The sequence below is a fragment of the Micromonospora sp. NPDC053740 genome, assembly GCF_040677775.1.
GTDB lineage: Bacteria > Actinomycetota > Actinomycetes > Mycobacteriales > Micromonosporaceae > Micromonospora > Micromonospora alfalfae.
In genome coordinates, this window is sequence record NZ_JBFASO010000002.1 from 617361 (window position 1) to 633398 (window position 16038).

Consider the following 16038-nt stretch of genomic DNA (forward strand, 5'->3'; position numbering starts at 1 on the left):
ACTCAGAAGTCCATGTCCCCGCCACCCGGGCCAGCCGGGGCAGCCGGGTTCTTCTCCGGCTTGTCCGCGACAACGGCCTCGGTGGTGAGGAAGAGCGCCGCGATGGAAGCGGCGTTCTGCAGCGCCGAACGCGTCACCTTGGCCGGGTCGATGATGCCCGCGGCCAGCAGGTCGACGTACTCGCCGTTGGCGGCGTTCAGACCGTGACCCGCTTCGAGGTTACGGACCTTCTCCACCACGACGCCGCCCTCAAGGCCGGCGTTGACGGCGATCTGCCGCAGCGGGGCGTCGAGCGCGACCTTGACGATGTTCGCACCGGTCGCCTCGTCGCCGACCAGGTCGAGCTTGTCGAAGGCGGTCTTGCCGGCCTGAACCAGCGCGACGCCACCACCCGGGACGATGCCCTCCTCGACGGCGGCCTTCGCGTTGCGAACGGCGTCCTCGATGCGGTGCTTGCGCTCCTTGAGCTCGACCTCGGTGGCCGCGCCGACCTTGATCACCGCAACGCCGCCGGCCAGCTTGGCCAGCCGCTCCTGCAGCTTCTCGCGGTCGTAGTCGGAGTCGCTCTTGTCGATCTCGGCCCGGATCTGGTTGACCCGGCCCTGGATCTGCTCGGCGTCACCGGCACCGTCGACGATGGTGGTCTCGTCCTTGGTCACCACGACCTTGCGGGCGCGGCCCAGCATGTCGAGGCTGGCGGCGTCGAGCTTGAGGCCGACCTCCTCGCTGATGACCTGGCCACCGGCGAGGATGGCGATGTCGGTCAGCATGGCCTTGCGGCGGTCACCGAAGCCCGGCGCCTTGACGGCGACCGACTTGAAGGTGCCACGGACCTTGTTGACCACCAGGGTGGCGAGGGCCTCGCCCTCCAGGTCCTCGGCGATGATCAGCAGCGGCTTGCCCGACTGCATGACCTTCTCCAGGATCGGGAGCAGGTCCTTCACCGACGAGATCTTGCTGTTGGCGATCAGGATGTACGGGTCGTCGAAGACGGCCTCCATACGCTCCGGGTCGGTCATGAAGTAGGCCGAGATGTAGCCCTTGTCGAAGCGCATACCCTCGGTGAGCTCCAGCTCCAGCCCGAAGGTGTTGCTCTCCTCGACGGTGATGACGCCTTCCTTGCCGACCTTGTCCATCGCCTCGGCGATGATCTCGCCGACGGTGCTGTCGCCAGCGGAGATGGAGGCGGTGGAGGCGATCTGCTCCTTGGTCTCGACGTCCTTGGCGAGCTTGGACAGCTCCTCCGAGACGCTCGCGACAGCAGCCTCGATGCCCCGCTTCAGGGCCATCGGGTTGGCGCCAGCGGCCACGTTGCGCAGGCCCTCGCGAACCAGGGCCTGGGCCAGGACGGTCGCCGTCGTCGTGCCGTCACCGGCAACGTCGTCGGTCTTCTTGGCGACCTCCTTGACCAGCTCAGCGCCGATCTTCTCGTACGGGTCCTCGAGCTCGATCTCCTTGGCGATGCTCACACCATCGTTGGTGATGGTGGGGGCACCCCACTTCTTCTCGAGCACGACGTTGCGGCCCTTGGGGCCGAGGGTCACCTTTACGGCGTCGGCGAGCTGGTTCATGCCCCGCTCGAGGCCGCGGCGCGCCTCTTCGTCGAACGCGATCATCTTGGCCATACGGCGTTGTCCTCCTGGACACTCACGGGCCACCCGAGATGTGTGCCCCGGATGGGCCGCCTGGTGTACGCACCTTGGGACGTCGCCACCTGGCGACGACGACGTCCTTCGGCCGGGCCGGATAGCCCGCGACGACCGGCCATGTGCCGCCCCGGCGTCTCCACGCCGGTGCAACCTGGCCCCACCGTCCCGACCATTGGCACTCACGGTATGCGAGTGCCAATGACTTGTTTAGCACTCTCACCTGCCGAGTGCAAGCACGATGCCGCCGCTCAGCCGAGTTCCGCGGCCAGTCCAGCGGTGTTTACCGGCCCCTCATGGGCGCGCTGCTCGGCGTACGTCACCAGCAGACCGATCATCTGCGCGAGGTGGGCCGGCAGGGCCAGCACGGCGGTGATCCCGATCACCACCACCGCCACGGCGGCGGTACCTGCCGAGGAGAACGGATCCGTTCCGAGCGTGGAGGTGCCGAACCCTTCCAGGCCACCGGGGATCAGGGTGCCGACGATCACCGCCACGGCCACCAGGGCCACCCGTCCGAGCAGCAGGCCGAGTCGGTCGTGGAACATCCGGAACGATCGACCGATCGGGTTGTGCCGTTCGAAGAGATAGACCGGGCCGGCCATGCTCAGCGCGAAGGCAAGGTAGATGCCCGGCAGCAGGCAGAAACAGACACCGACGCCGATGAGCAGACTGACCAACAGGGTCCAGCCCCACAGCCCGAGCGCCCGACGCAGGCCGTAGCGCAGCGCAGACTCCAGGCTGGCCGGCTGACCGGCCGCCTGCTTGGTGATCACCCAGGTGCCGGCGGCCCACCCGACAGACTGCACCAACCCGACCACCAGGCTGCCGCCGACCAGCAGGACCAGGAGACTCAGCAGTTCGGCGGCGAAATTGTCCGGCAGGGTGGGGGCCGACGTCGATTCGGCCTGGGCGGCCCACTTCGCCGACGGGTCCAGCCCGAGGGAGACCACCGAGAGCACCGCCGCCGGCAGCACCTGGGTGAGCAGCATGATCGGCACCAACTGCCGCCAGCCCCGGCGCAGCGCTCCCCCGCACCGGTTGAACCAGCCCTCGACACCGGCACCGGGCGGCGTGACCAGGGCGTCGTTCGGATCGAACCCGTAACCCGGCGGGTACCAGCCGACCGGCGGCCCCGGGTACCCCGGCTGCCCGCCGTAGGGACCCGACCCGGGCGGGTAGCCCCCGGTGGGCGGGAACGCCCAGCCCTGCGGTGGCGGGGCCACACCCCAGGCGCCCTGCGCGGGATCCCAGCCGGGCTGCGGACCGGCGGGGCCGGAGGGCGGGCCGGCCGGGGGCATGCCCGGCCCCCAGCCGGGCGGCGGACCGGCGGGGCCGGAGGGCGAGGACGGGTCCGGCTCCCCCGACCCGGAGGGCGGAGTGGGCGGGGGTGGCTGGTCAGTCATGAACGCTCCTCAGCATCGGCTGGAACGGTTCACGATCTTCCCGGCTGCGTGCCCCTGCCGCAGCCCCGACTCGCGGGCCGATCGGCCAGGAAGCTCAGCCGATGACGCGCACGTGCTCCGCCTGTGGGCCCTTCTGGCCCTGGGTGATCTCGAACTCGACCCGCTGACCGTCGTCCAGCGCCTTGTAGCCGTCCATCTCGATCGCGGAGAAGTGGACGAACACGTCCTGACCGCCGTCGACGGCGATGAAGCCGTAGCCCTTTTCGGCGTTGAACCACTTCACGGAGCCCTGTGCCACGGTGCACTTCCCTCACTCTGCGCGGCGTTGCCTGACTCGGCGCACGGCACGGCCGGGCGCCCCGGACCACCGACTCAGCGATCGATGACCGCCATTGAAGCAGGTGACCGAAATCGCACGCTACACGAGGAGTGACGACCGCGCACGGCCACAAATCAGACACACTTCGGGGCGTCCCGACCGCGCTGACCGGCAGGGCTCGTGAGCCACCGGATTCGCCAGCGTCATTGCGATTGGAGGGAGGCATCCCCCGACGTGCCGGGATCGGGCCCAGCTCGCGAAACGCCGTCCCTGCCCTGTGATAGGCATGCGGACATGACCACCGACATGGGCTCGCCGGCCCTGCGGCTCGCGGAGATCCGCCGGGTCCGGCCGGAGGACGCCGCCCGGATGCGGGCGCTGCGCCTGGAGATGCTGGCCGACGCGCCGTTGGCCTTCCTGGAGACCCTGGCGGACGCGGCGGCCCGACCGCACAACGAGTACGCCGCGCGCGTCGCGTACACCTCGGCTGGTTCCCGCAACGCGCAGTTCATCGCCGACCCGGGCGGCCGGCTGGTCGGGCACGCCGGTGGCACGACCCACCCGAACGAACCAGGGCTGACCGTGATCTACGCCGTGTACGTCACGCCGGCCTGGCGTGGCAGTGGCCTGCTCGGCGAGCTGGTCGACGGGGTGGCCGCCTGGTCCCGGGCCTGCGGCCGACCGGAGTTGCTGCTGGAGGTGGTGGTCGGCAACGACCGCGCCTACCGCGCCTACCAGCGCCTGGGCTTCAAGGACACCGGCGTACGGGTCCCCCACCCGAACATCCCAGCCCTGAACGAGCTACAGATGCGCCGACCCGCCTAACAGAGAACTAATTCCCCAGGCAGAGCCACTCTGATGCCCTTAAGAAGCCGGCAGCGACGCCACCGGCGTGCCCACAAAGGGTTTCCGGGGCAGCCCGACCCGCGCAGGGATCAAGCCTGACCGCCCGGAGCGGGTCGGGCTGCCCCGGAAACCCCCACCGCAACCACTACACGTGACGCCGAGACTGAACGATCCGGAACCGGTTGGCCACATAAGCCCCGTCGGTCAGCGCCGAGTTGGCCGCCGCGTTGGCTCCGCTGCCGTGGAAGTCGGAGAACGCCGCCGACTGGTTGACGAAGACACCGCCGGTGAGGTTGCAGGACAGGTGCACCCCGACCTCGACAGCCACCGCCTCGGCCGCGTCCAGCACGGCCTCGTCGGTCGAGTAGACCCCGGCGGTGAGCGCGCCCTTCTCGCCGACGGTCCGGCGCAGCAGCTCCAGGCTGTGCGCTGTGGAGTCGGTCGCGATGGCGAACGAGATCGGCCCGAACCATTCCCGGCCGTACGTCTCCGTGTCGTCCGCGCTCAGCTTCACGATCGTCGGGGTACGCACCACAGCGTCGGCATACGACGGGTGGGCCACGGTCCGCGACTCCAGCACCGGCTCGCCGACCTTCGTCACCTCGGCCAGACGCTCCAGCACCCCGTCGTTGACGATGGCGCCGGTCAGCTCCACGCCTCGGGCCGGGTCCGCGGTGAGCTTGCCGACGGCGGCGGCGATGCCGCCGGCCACCTCGTCGAAGCTCTTGTGCCCCTGGTCGGTCTCGATGCCCCCGGCCGGGATGAGGATGTTCTGTGAGGTGGTGCACATCTGCCCGCTGTAGAGGGTCAGCGTGAACCCGAGGTTGCGGCACAGGCCGGCGAAGTCGTCGGTGGAGTCGATGACGACTGTGTTGAGGCCGGCCTTCTCGGTGTAGACCGATGCCTGCCGCGCGTGCGTCTCCAGCCAGTCGCCGTACTCCGTGGAGCCGGTGAAGTCGACGATCTTGACGGCGCGATGCAGGGCCAGGTCGCTGGCGAGTTTCTCGCCGGGCGCCTCGGCCGCCAGCATGATCAGGTTCGGGTCGAACCCGGCCTCGGCGAGCACCTCCCGGGCGTACTTCACTGTGATGGCCAGCGGCAGCACCGCGCGCGGGTGCGGCTTGACGATCACCGGGTTGCCGGTCACCAGCGAGGCGAACAGCCCGGGGTACGAGTTCCAGGTCGGGAAGGTGTTGCAGCCGATCACCAGCGCCACCCCACGCGGCACCACGTGGAACGTCTTGGTCATCCGCAGCGGGTCACCCTTGCCGGCGGCCTTCTCCCAGCCCGCCGTGCCCGGGTGTCGGGTCATCTCGGCGTACGCGTACGCCAGCGCTTCCAGCGCCCGGTCCAACGCGTGCGCGCCACCGGCCTGGAAGGCCATCACGAACGCCTGCCCGCTGGTGAACTGCACCGCGTTGGCCAGCTCGAAGATGTGCTTGTGCAGCCGGTCGAGGATCTCCAGGCAGACGCCCACCCGGGCCTGCGGGCCGGCGTCGCGCCACGCCGGCAGCGCGGCGGAGGCGGCGCTGACCAGCTCGCCGGGGCCGGCGTGCGGGTAGCGCACCGCCAGCTCCACCCCGAACGGGCTCGTCTCGGTGGCGACCCGAGCGCCGCTGCCAGGCTGGTCGAGCGGAAAATCACCACCGAGGTACGCCTCGAAGGCGGCCTTTCCGTCGGCGGCGGCGGTCTCGCCGTAGACCCGAGGGCTGGGGGATTCGGGATAGGCGGACCAGTAACCCCGCTCCGTGATCGCGGTCAGCGCACGGTTGAGGGTGTCGGCGTGCCTGTCGTACAGGGGATGCGGGGTCTCCGTCATGCCCGCCATCATGCCTGAGTCAGGTCCGCGAGCAGTAGCGCGAATGCCCGGCAGCGACGCATGCCTGAGTCAGGTCCACGAGCAGTAGCGCGAATGCCCGGCAGCGACGCATGCCTGAGTCAGGTCCACGAGCAGTAGCGCCGATCCCGGTCAGAGGGTGAGCTGCCAGTCGGTCCAGGAGTCCACCGGGCGGAAGCCGAGCTGTTCGTTGATCGCCACCATGTAGCTGTTGCTGGCCGCGTTGAAGGTGTCGATCACCCGTACCGCCGGCTCGTGGGTGAGCAGGTGGTGCAGGTTCTCCGCCTTGGCGATGAGGCCGAGCCGGTGCCCACGGTGGGCCGGGTCGACGATGGTGATCTGCTGGAACGCGTGCCAGTCGACGGTGGCGCCCAGGTCCAGCAGCGTCCAGGCGACCAGCCGGCCGGACGCCTCGTGCCGCATCCCGAGGTGGTAGCGCCGCCGGCCCCGGGCGTCCAGTGCCCGTTCGTTGCCGCGGATGCGCTCGGCGTCCACCTGCTCCGGCTCCCACTGCACGTCGCCCATTGGCGCGTCCATGAGCAACCGGCCGTCCAGGTAGGCGATGTCCGCCACGTACTCCTGCGGGGTGGAGCCCTGCCAGCAGACCGAGTGATAGCCCTCGGCTCGCGGTTGGGCCTCGGCGAGCGCCGCGCGCAGGGCGGCCCGGTCGATCTCGCCGACGTCGAGCCGGCGACGCACCTCGGTGAGTGCGGGCTGGGCGCCTGTCGCGGCGGCGAACGCGTCACCGGCCACACTTCGGGGCGGCCCGTCGGGCAGCGCGGAGACGGCCATCGCCACCACCCGCTTGCGGCCGTGCTCGCGGAGCAGGCGCAGCCCGTACTCGTGCAGGGCCCGGCCGACGCCCCGGCGCCGCAGCTGCGGATGCACCTGCAGCTCGGCGGTGGCGTTGTCGGTGTTGTCGAGCTGCGGCAGGTCCAGTTGAAGGTAGCCGGCCGGGACGCCATCCAGTCGGGCCAGCGCCCAGAGCGACAGGGTGCCGGGCATCGGAGTGTGGAACAGCGCGTCGAAGCGGCGCCGGCAGAAGGGCGGGAAGTCCGGGAGATCGGCGTCGTTGGCCGCCGACCCGATCCGGTACGCCTCGTCGACGGAGGCCCGGTCGGCGCCGTCGAACGACGCGATGGTGATGCTCATGCCGGTGAGCGTGCACGGTACAAAAGCGATCGGGCCAGCGAATTACTCGCTGGCCCGATCGAACGTTGGTCGGGAGGGACACTCGCACAACGCCTCCGGCGTTGGGTCGCAAGAACTTCAAAAGTCTTCGGCGAAATGCCCTCCCGCACGGAGCATCTTGCGCCGTCCGGTTCCTGCCGTCAAGTCCGTAGCGGCGGGTTTTCCACACTCACAGCGAAAACCCAGTTACCGACTGATCCACTTGGCCGCCCGGGTCAGCCGAGGAGACCGGCGTCGCGAGCGGCGCGCAGCGAGGGCTTGATGTGGTGGGTCGGGCCGACCTGGCCGGCCACCGCGTCGATGGTCTTCAGGCCCTCGCCGGTGTTGAACACGACGGTCTCGGCCGTCGGGTCGAGCCGACCGGACTCGACCAGCTTGCGCAGCACGGCCACCGTGACCCCACCCGCGGTTTCGGCGAAGACCCCTGTGGTGCGGGCCAGATCGCGGATGCCGGCGCGGATCTCGTCGTCGTCGACGTACTCCATCCACCCGCCGGTGCGGCGGACCGCTTCCAGGGCGTAGAGGCCGGCCGCCGGGTCGCCGATGTTCAGCGACTTGGCGATGCCGGTGGGCTTGACCGGGACGATCGTGTCGGTCTCGGCGTGCAGGGCGACGGCGATCGGGTTGCAGCCGGCGGACTGCGCGCCGAAGACCTTCCAGCCGTCGGCGGGCGCCTCGACCAGGCCGATCTCCACCAGCTCGGAGAACGCCTTGTCAATCTTGGTGAGCAGCTCGCCGCTGGCCATCGGGATGACCACCTGCGCCGGGATCCGCCAGCCGAGCTGCTCGGCCACCTCGTAGCCGAGGGTCTTGGAGCCCTCCGCGTAGTACGGCCGGACGTTCACGTTGACGAACGCGGTGTCCTCGAATTCGTCGGTCTCCACCAGTTCACCGCAGAGCCTGTTGACGTCGTCGTACGAGCCGTCGATCGCGACCAGTTCGCCGCCGTAGACGGCGGTGGTGATGACCTTGCCCTGCTCCAGGTCACTGGGGATGAAGACCACCGAGGGCGCCCCGGCGCGGGCCGCGTGGGCGGCCACCGAGTTGGCCAGGTTGCCGGTCGACGCGCAGGCGAACCGGGTGAACCCGAGCGCCTTGGCGGCGGTGAGCGCCACCGAGACGACCCGGTCCTTGAACGAGTGGGTGGGGTTGGCGCTGTCGTCCTTGACCCAGAGCGGCGCGGTGATGCCCAGCTCGGCGGCGAGGTGCGGGGCCGCCACCAGCGGAGTCAGCCCCGGGTCGAGGGTGACCCGGCTGGCCGGGTCCTGACCGGCGGGGAGCAGGGCGGCGTACCGCCAGATGTTGTTCGGGCCGGCCTCGATCTGCTCGCGGGTGACGGTGGCCAGCGCGGCCGTGTCGTAGTCGACTTCCAGCGGGCCGAAACACTCGTAACAGGCGTGCTGGGCGACGAGCGGGTAGCGGGCCGAGCAGGCACGGCAGACCAGGGCGCGGGCGGGGCTGGCGGCGGTGTCGATGCCGGAGGTGACGAGCGTCGACGTCATGTCGAGAGTCCTCTCATCTTTCCCCGCATCGCACGGTGCGGCGGGGACGGAATTGGCACCTGCCCCGCGGGTCGCTCAGCGGTGAGCGCGCGGGGTGGTTGCCGGGGCGTCGTCGGGCCGTATCCCTCAGCCCCTCTGGATGAGGTATTCAGTTGTGGGGTCGAGTCTAGGCAAAGCTGGGCGCGGCCTCCAGGGCAGATCCCAGGAAGTGGGTCAGCGGCCGCTCACGGCCACGGGGTCGGTAACCGCGATCGGGTCCGTCACAGCTGTCGGTCGGGGCAGCGGCGTGGTCCGGGGCCGGGCAGCGAGGTTCGCGGCGATCAGGGCGGCGATCGTGATGGCAGCCCCGACCAGTTCGACGGGCTCGGGGCGGTAGCCGCGGGCGATCTGCACAGCGAAGGTGGTCACCGGGACCAGGTTCATGAACAGCGCCGCGTTGGCGGCGCCGAGTCGCTGTACGCCGGTGTTCCAGGCCAGGACCGCGATCACCGCGCCCACCAGCACGGCGTACGCCAACTGCGGGGCGACCGCCGCGAGGTCGGCGGCGGCCGGCGCGTGTTGCCAGCCGACGGCGTCGGCGCCGATGCTCAGGACGAGCATGGCGGCGGTGCCAGCGAGCGCGGTGAGGGTGGTGAAGCGCAGCGGGGACCATTCGCCGAACCGGCTGGCACCGTGGGTGTAGATGCCCCAGCCCAGCACCGCGCCGACCATCATCAGCCCGCCGAGCCCGAACTGGCCGAGCCCGGCCAGGCTGCCGCGGGTGATCACCAGTCCGACTCCGAGGAGCGCCACCAGGGAGAGGGCCAGCAGCAGCGGCTTCGGGCGTACGCCGTCGCGGGCCCAGCGCACGAGTTGGGTGATCACCGGCGTGGTGGCCACGAAGAGCGAGATCTGCTGCGGGGCTGCGTGTTCGAGCGCCAGGTTGGTGAGCAGGTTGAAGCCCGCGAAGCCGACCACTCCGAGCACCACCACCTCCAGCGCCCGACCTCCGTGCCGAAACGCGCCGGCACCCTCGCGGAGCAACAGGATGGCGACCAGGACGACGGCGGCCAGCAGGTAGCGCGCTGTGGTCAGGTTGAGCGGGTCGACCCGGTTGAGCGCGCTGGCCAGGATCGGGAACATCACGCCCCAACCGAGCACGGCGACCAGTGGGTACGCGGTGGCGCGGGATCGCATCAGCAACTCCAATGTTCGAGTATCGTCGAACCAACGGCACCGACATTAGGGTGTTGTTCGATCATTGTCGAACAAGGGTTACACTGGTCACATGGAGCCGCACGAACCCGACCTGACCGCTGTCCCGGTGACCAACGTGCTTGCCGCACTCGCCGACGACGTGCGGCTGCAGATCGTCCGGGCGCTCGCCGAGGGCGGCGAGGCCGCCTGCGGCAGCTTCGACTTCGGCGTCTCCAAGGCGACCCGCAGTCACCACCTCAAGGTGCTGCGCGAGGCGGGCCTGACCCGGACCCGGGCCGCCGGCACCAGTCGACTGGTCCGGCTCCGCAGGGACGAGCTGGACAAGCTCTACCCCGGCCTGCTGGACGCGGTCCTCACCCACCGCCCGCCGGCCTGACCCTTTCGCTTCGGCCCTTACGCCGCGTCGCCGCCGGTCACGGCCGCGGGGCGGGTGAGACCTGCCACTCGCGCACGCTGTGGAGCTGAATCGTTTACGACATCAGCGCAGCGCCGGGAGCCGGCGCGCGGCCCTCGCGGAGCACTGCGGGGGGCGATTTCTGGCCGGCGCGTCGCCGGGGCCGCCTCGTCGAGGCCCCGGCGACGCGGTACGGGTGCGGTCAGACGACGATCGAGCTGCTTTCGGCCATCGACGCCACCGGCGCGGACTGAATGTCGCGGCGACGCGCGAGCAGCGTGTCGAGCGCCCAGGCACCCGGACCGAGAGCCGCGACCAGCAGGAACGCCCAGCAGAAGAGCGCTGCCCGCTCGCCTCCGTTGTGCAGCGGCAGCAGAGCGTCCGGCTGATGCACAACGAAGTAGGCGTACGCCATCGAGCCGGAGGCGAGCAGCGCGGCGGGTCTGGTGAAGAACCCGACCAGCACCAGTACGCCGCAGACCAGTTGAATCAAGGCAGCCCACCAGCCCGGCCAGGTGCCGAGCGGTACCGCCTTACCAGTCATCGGGTTGCCGCCGAACAACCCGAACACCGAGGACAGTCCGTGCAACGTGAACAGCAGGCCGATCACGATGCGGAACAGGGACAGGGTCGGCCCGCCGAGCCGAGAGACGTTCATGGCACCTCCATCGAGGAGAGTGAATGGGTCCCATCGATCCTGGGGCACGTGGGCATCGAAAATCATAAGTTCCTTGCTGGTGGGAAAATCCCTCCTGAAAACGGTGTGAACCAGGGCTGCCCGCACCCCTCCCCCGTGATGTCGCAAACGATTCAGCTCCAAAGGGATACCGGGAGGGGTTCCGCACCAGTTCGTGTGGCGGCGCAGAGAGAGCCGGCGAGGCCGGGGCTGGGCGGTGGTGTGTTGCGCAGGTGGGCGAGGATCAACAGATGATCTCCCGCGACACGGCAGCACAGCGACGCATCACAGCGACTGTCGCGATGGCTCTCGTGCTTGCCGGCTGCACCCGCGACCATCGCGGCCAGTCCGGAGACCCGGGCCAACCGCCCCCCGCGTCGAGGGCGGAGGCGGGCCCGACCGCCAGCACCGAGCCGACGGCCGAGTGCCCGCCGACCGGCGTCCGGATCCGGGCGACCGGCGGGGACGCCGCCTCGGGCCTGCGCGCCCTCGGCATCGAGCTGGTCAACTGCGGCGAGCACCCCTACCAGCTCAACGGCTATCCGGTCCTGCATGTGTTCGACGAGGAACGCGAGCCGATCATGCTGCGGGTGGTCAACGGCGCCAAGGAGATCACCTCGGGCTTCGACCAACCACCCCGGCAGGTCACCCTCGCCGCCGGGGAGCGGGCCACCGCCGTGGTGCTCTGGCGCAACCTGGTCACCGACTCGACGGTGGTCGCCACCAACGGCGAGTTCCTGACTGTGGCGCCGGCCGCCGGGCAGCCGGCCGAAGAGGTCGACCCGGACGGGCCGATCGACCTCGGCAACACCGGCCGGATCGGCGTCAGCGCCTGGAAGAAGGCCGACCCGTCCACGCCGGTGCCGTCCCGGCCGGCCCCGCCGCCGGCGCCGAGCGCGGTGCCGTCGTCGGTGAGCCCGCCCGACAGCCGGCTGTGAGCCGATCCGCTAGGACGTGATGTCCTTGCGGGTGAAGCGCCAGAACGCCAAACCCCAGAACAGCGTCGCGTAACTGATCGCCGAGATGCAGCCGCGCACCACGTCGTCGGTCTGCACCGGAGTCGACAGCAGACCCAGCCAGGCGGTGCTGAAGTGGGTGGGCAGGAAGTCGCGCAGCGCGCCCAGGGCGGTGATCTGGTCCAGGATGCTGGACAGGATCCAGAGCAGAACCGCGCCACCGACAGCGCCCAGCGCGGCGTCCGTGATCACCGACAGCAGGAACGCCAGGCCGGCCACCACCAGCAGTACGACAGCCAGGTAGCCCAGCACGGCCAGCAACCGCAGCAACCCCTCGGTGGGTTCCAGCTCGGCGGCGACGGTGCTGCGCAGCGGCGACCAGCCGTAGCGCAGGGTGCCGGCCAGCAACGCGGTGCCGGCCAACAGCAGCAGGGCCAGTCCCGAGTACGCGAGCGCGACCACCAGCTTCACAGTCAACAACCGCGCCCGGGGCACCGGGATCGCCAGCAGGTACCGCAGGCTGCCCCAGCTCGCCTCGCTGGCCACCGTGTCGCCGCAGAACAGCGCGACGACCACCACCAGCAGGAACGACGCCGACACGAAGATCGAGAACAGGGTGAAGTTGAGCCCGCCCGAGGTGGCCAGCTCGACCAGGCTGGCGAACTCGTTGCGACCGTTGTCGTCGTCACCGCCCGAGTCGAACTGGAACGCGATCAGGATGATCAGTGGCAGCAACACCATGAACCCGAGAGCCAACTGGGTCCGTCGCCGGGACGCCTGCCGACGGAACTCCGCCGCGAACGGCATGGTGGCCGACGGCCGGTAGCCACGGGCCTCACCCGCGTCAGTAACAGCCATCACCGGTCACCGCTTCCCCGAGAGTTCTCGCCCACCAGGGCGAGGAACGCGTCCTCCAGGCGCCGCCGAGGCACCACCCGGTCCACTCCGATGCCGGCGCGCACCAGCTCCGCCACCACCTCGCTGCGGGCCGTGCCGTTGGTGTCGACCACCAGTTGGCCGTCGCTCTCCGGCAACACACGGACCCCGTGCAGCCGGTCCAGCACCGCCCGCGCCGCCACCGGGTCGGTGACGTCGAAGAGCACGCTCGGCGACTCGCCCACGATCTCCTCCACCGGCCCGGACGCCACGATCCGGCCCTTGTTCACCACCACCGCGTGTGTGCACGTCTGCTCCACCTCGGCCAGCAGGTGGCTGGAGACCAGCACCGCCCGGCCGTCGGTGGCGTACCGCTGGAGCACCCGGCGCATCTCGGCGATCTGTGGCGGGTCGAGCCCGTCGGTCGGCTCGTCCAACACCAGCAGTTCGGGGAGACCGAGCATGGCCTGGGCGATGGCGAGCCGCTGGCGCATCCCGTGGCTGTAGTTCTTGATCCTCCGGTGCACCGAGTCGCCCAACCCGGCGATCTCCAGCGCCGCGTCGAACTGTGCGTCCTCCCACGGCCGCCCGGTGGCCCGCCAGTACGCCTTCAGGTTGTCGAGACCCGACAGGTGCGGCAGGAAGCCCGGCCCCTCCACCAGCGCCCCGATCCGGGACAGCACCGGTGAGCCGGGCACCAGCCGACGACCGAAGACGTAGATCTCCCCGGCGGTCGGCTGGGTCAGCCCCATCAGCACCCGCAGGGTGGTGGTCTTGCCGGCGCCGTTCGGCCCGAGCAGACCCACTACCTGACCGGGGTGCACCTCGAAGTCCACGTTCGACACGGCGACGAAGCCGTCCGCGTACTCCTTGCGCAGAGCGCGCACGGCCAGCGGTGTGTCCGCGTACTCCGGATGCACCGACCGGTCCTGGCGGCGGTGCCGGCGGCGGACCAGAGCGACGACCACGACGAGCCCGATCACGATGGCGGCGAGCAGGCCGGCGAGCACCCAGCGCCAGATCGTGGCCGCGGTGGGGATGGGCTCACCGCTGACGGTGGGCAGGCTGACCGCACCGTCCACGGCCACCGTGTAGACGGTCGGCGTGGCCGGTGTGGTGTACGCCTGGTCGGAGGTGGCCACCACCAGTCGCAGCCGGTGCCCGGCCTCCACCCGGCGGACGATCCCGGGCAGCGTCACGGTGACCGGGCGGGCGTCCTGCACCTGCTGCGGGAGGCCGGTGAGTCGGATCGGGGCGACCAGGCCGTTCGGCAGGGTGGCCGCCCCGTCCGGGTCGACGTCGTAGAGCTTGACGAAGAGCACCGCCTCGCCGGTCGGCGACGCTGCCCGCACTGTGACGGTGGGCGAACCGGCCACGTCCACGGCCTCGGTCAGCGGGGTGGACTCGAACTGGGCGTGCTGGCCGGGTACGTCACCGGCCACGCCGTCCAGCAGCGAGGCGAGCCCGCCCGCGAACGGGATGGAGGAGATGGCGGCCGGGTTGCCGTTCGGCGGGTTCGCGATCGGCTGTGCCGGGCCGGCGACAGTCACCTCCCGGCGGGCGTTGCCGGCCAGGCCCGGGTAGTCGGCGCGGCGGAACCCGGTGGCGACGAGGCCCCGGTCGAGGGCGTCGAAGCCGGCGATCCGCGACCAGGTGAAGTCGTCTCCGGGGGCGTCGCCCTCGCCCTTCACGTAGTGGTCCAGCCACTGGACGGTCAGGAACTTCACCCGGTCGGAGTCCGACCGGGGTCCGCTGCCACCGTCGTGCCCGCCGGTGAACCAGGCGACCCGTACCGGGGTGCCGGTGGCGGCGATGCCCTTGGCGTTGGCGTCCGCCTCACCGAGCGGGAAGAGGGTGTCCGCCTCGCCCTGCACCAGCAGGGTGGGGGCCTTGATCCGGTCCAGCACGCCGGCCGGGCTGGAGCGGCGCAGCAGGTCCACGGCGGCCTGATCGGCCTGGCCGGTGGTGGCGATCCGGAGGTAGGCGGCGCACACGTCGGCGGCGAACCGACCGCAGGACGGGTCGGCGGCACCGGCCGGGGCGCCACCGGGACCGGTGCCGGGGCCGGCGCCCGGCCCGGGGCTGGGCGGGCCGGCCGACGCCGGTGCGCCCTGTGGCTGGGCGGCGGTCGCGCCGGAGAGCCCAGCCGGGCCGGAGCCCACGTTTCCGCCGCCGCCGAAGAAGAGGCCGGCCCAGCCCTTCTTGAACACGCCCTCGGTCGGCGCTCCGCCGGTGCTCTCCGGCAGGAACGCGCGGGACAGGTCGTTCCAAGTGATCATGGGTACGATCGCGTCGACCCGACGGTCCTGGGCGGCCAACAGCAGGGCCAACCCGCCGCCGTACGAGCCGCCGACCACACCGACCTTCGGGTCGCCGGCCGCGTCGGTGCGTACCTCCGGCCGCGTGGCCAGCCAGTCCAGCAGGCGCTCAGCGTCGCGTACCTCGTAGTCCGGGTTGTCCAGGTGGATCTCACCGCCGCTGCGACCGAAACCCCGCGCCGTCCAGGTGAGAACCGCGTAGCCGCGCCCGGCGAACTCCTCCGCGTCGGAGCGCACCGATTCCTTCGTGCCGCCGAACCCGTGCGCCAGCAGCACCGCCGGCACCTTCCGATCGGACGAGGCGTCGTCCGGCAGGTAAAGGGTGGTGTCCAGGTCCACCGGTTGGTCACCGGACGGTCCGGAGCGGACGGTGAGCATCGCGCTCTCGGTGCGTACGCCCGGTCCCTGTGGCCACACCGCCCAGGTCACGGCGGAGGCCAGCAGCACGACGACCACCGCGGTGGTGATCGCCCGGCGGCGGGTGGGCAGGGCACGCCGGAACCACGCGGCCGGCGACGGCGATGTCATGCGGCACACGGTACGGCCCGCAGCCTGAGCGTTGGCTGAGATCCGCCGTACGTCCGTCCGGTTGCTCCGATCGGTGCGCGGTGGGGTGCGAGCGCGCACCGTCCGACGCGGCACAGCGAGTTGAGTTCGGATCCCGTGAATTCCGATCTTCCGCAGATATCCACATCGATCCCTCCATGTCACACCCACAGCGGACACAGAGCGTGGCGGTAACGCGGACAAATGGTGACATGGCTCGAAGTGACGCGAACCTGACTCGCCGAGTGAGGTCTGACCAGGCGGGGGTTCGATTAGTTTTCCGGTCCGGTGCACGGGACTTGTCGGCCAGCCCGACGCCGCGCCGATC

Annotated in this window: 13 protein-coding genes and 1 riboswitch; of the genes, 3 read left to right on the plus strand and 10 right to left on the minus strand. The window is 70.7% G+C overall.

Translation table 11 applies throughout. The features are described from left to right. Window positions 1-2: 2 nt before the first annotated feature. The 3 genes from groL to AB0K35_RS07510 form a co-directional block, all read right to left on the minus strand. On the minus strand, window positions 3-1625 hold the full coding sequence (groL, locus tag AB0K35_RS07500) for a chaperonin GroEL (protein WP_088950420.1): 1623 nt from the start codon (window positions 1623-1625) through the stop codon (window positions 3-5). Window positions 1626-1897: 272 nt separating this feature from the next. Beyond that, entirely contained in the window at window positions 1898-3052 is a 1155-nt protein-coding gene (locus AB0K35_RS07505) for a hypothetical protein (RefSeq protein WP_363884242.1), read from the minus strand. Window positions 3053-3146: 94 nt separating this feature from the next. Continuing rightward, window positions 3147-3350: a cold-shock protein gene (locus AB0K35_RS07510; protein ID WP_091402914.1), complete on the minus strand. Its 204-nt coding sequence runs from the start codon at window positions 3348-3350 to the stop codon at window positions 3147-3149. Between the two features lie 315 nt (window positions 3351-3665). Here AB0K35_RS07510 and AB0K35_RS07515 point away from each other — a divergent pair, with 315 nt between their 5' ends. After that, window positions 3666-4196 (plus strand): GNAT family N-acetyltransferase, encoded by a 531-nt coding sequence (locus AB0K35_RS07515; RefSeq protein ID WP_238667015.1) that lies wholly within the window; start codon window positions 3666-3668, stop codon window positions 4194-4196. 166 nt (window positions 4197-4362) lie between these two features. Here the strand turns inward: AB0K35_RS07515 and paaN are convergent, their stop codons facing one another. From paaN to AB0K35_RS07535, 4 genes are all read right to left on the minus strand, one after another. Further along, the gene (gene paaN, locus AB0K35_RS07520) at window positions 4363-6036 is read right to left on the minus strand and encodes a phenylacetic acid degradation protein PaaN (protein ID WP_363884244.1); all 1674 of its coding nucleotides are present in this window, start codon (window positions 6034-6036) and stop codon (window positions 4363-4365) included. Between the two features lie 150 nt (window positions 6037-6186). Further along, a complete protein-coding gene (locus AB0K35_RS07525; protein ID WP_363884246.1) occupies window positions 6187-7206 on the minus strand; it encodes a GNAT family N-acetyltransferase in 1020 nt (339 codons plus the stop codon). A 254-nt stretch (window positions 7207-7460) separates the two neighbouring features. Further along, a complete protein-coding gene (gene thrC, locus AB0K35_RS07530) occupies window positions 7461-8747 on the minus strand; it encodes a threonine synthase (RefSeq protein WP_238667018.1) in 1287 nt (428 codons plus the stop codon). A 10-nt stretch (window positions 8748-8757) separates the two neighbouring features. Beyond that, a riboswitch (SAM riboswitch) is annotated at window positions 8758-8893 on the minus strand. A gap of 67 nt (window positions 8894-8960) precedes the next feature. Beyond that, window positions 8961-9923: a DMT family transporter gene (locus AB0K35_RS07535; RefSeq protein ID WP_238667019.1), complete on the minus strand. Its 963-nt coding sequence runs from the start codon at window positions 9921-9923 to the stop codon at window positions 8961-8963. Window positions 9924-10014: 91 nt separating this feature from the next. Between AB0K35_RS07535 and AB0K35_RS07540 the strand changes: the two genes are divergently transcribed. Beyond that, window positions 10015-10320, plus strand: a complete 306-nt coding sequence (locus AB0K35_RS07540) for a metalloregulator ArsR/SmtB family transcription factor (protein ID WP_363884249.1) — start codon at window positions 10015-10017, stop codon at window positions 10318-10320. Window positions 10321-10540: 220 nt separating this feature from the next. On the opposite strand, the gene AB0K35_RS07545 is transcribed toward AB0K35_RS07540, so the two are convergent. Beyond that, window positions 10541-10996, minus strand: coding sequence for a DoxX family protein (locus tag AB0K35_RS07545; RefSeq protein ID WP_238667021.1), 456 nt, complete (start codon window positions 10994-10996; stop codon window positions 10541-10543). Window positions 10997-11265: 269 nt separating this feature from the next. On the opposite strand from AB0K35_RS07545, the gene AB0K35_RS07550 reads away from it, so the two are divergent. Continuing rightward, window positions 11266-11952, plus strand: coding sequence for a DUF4232 domain-containing protein (locus AB0K35_RS07550; RefSeq protein ID WP_363884251.1), 687 nt, complete (start codon window positions 11266-11268; stop codon window positions 11950-11952). A gap of 9 nt (window positions 11953-11961) precedes the next feature. On the opposite strand, the gene AB0K35_RS07555 is transcribed toward AB0K35_RS07550, so the two are convergent. Together AB0K35_RS07555 and AB0K35_RS07560 are read right to left on the minus strand one after the other, a co-directional pair. Next, on the minus strand, window positions 11962-12828 hold the full coding sequence (locus AB0K35_RS07555; protein ID WP_357367481.1) for an ABC transporter permease subunit: 867 nt from the start codon (window positions 12826-12828) through the stop codon (window positions 11962-11964). Then, window positions 12828-15692: an alpha/beta fold hydrolase gene (locus AB0K35_RS07560; RefSeq protein WP_363884254.1), complete on the minus strand. Its 2865-nt coding sequence runs from the start codon at window positions 15690-15692 to the stop codon at window positions 12828-12830. Before AB0K35_RS07560 ends, AB0K35_RS07555 begins: the two co-directional genes overlap by 1 nt. Between the last annotated feature and the right edge of the window lie 346 nt (window positions 15693-16038).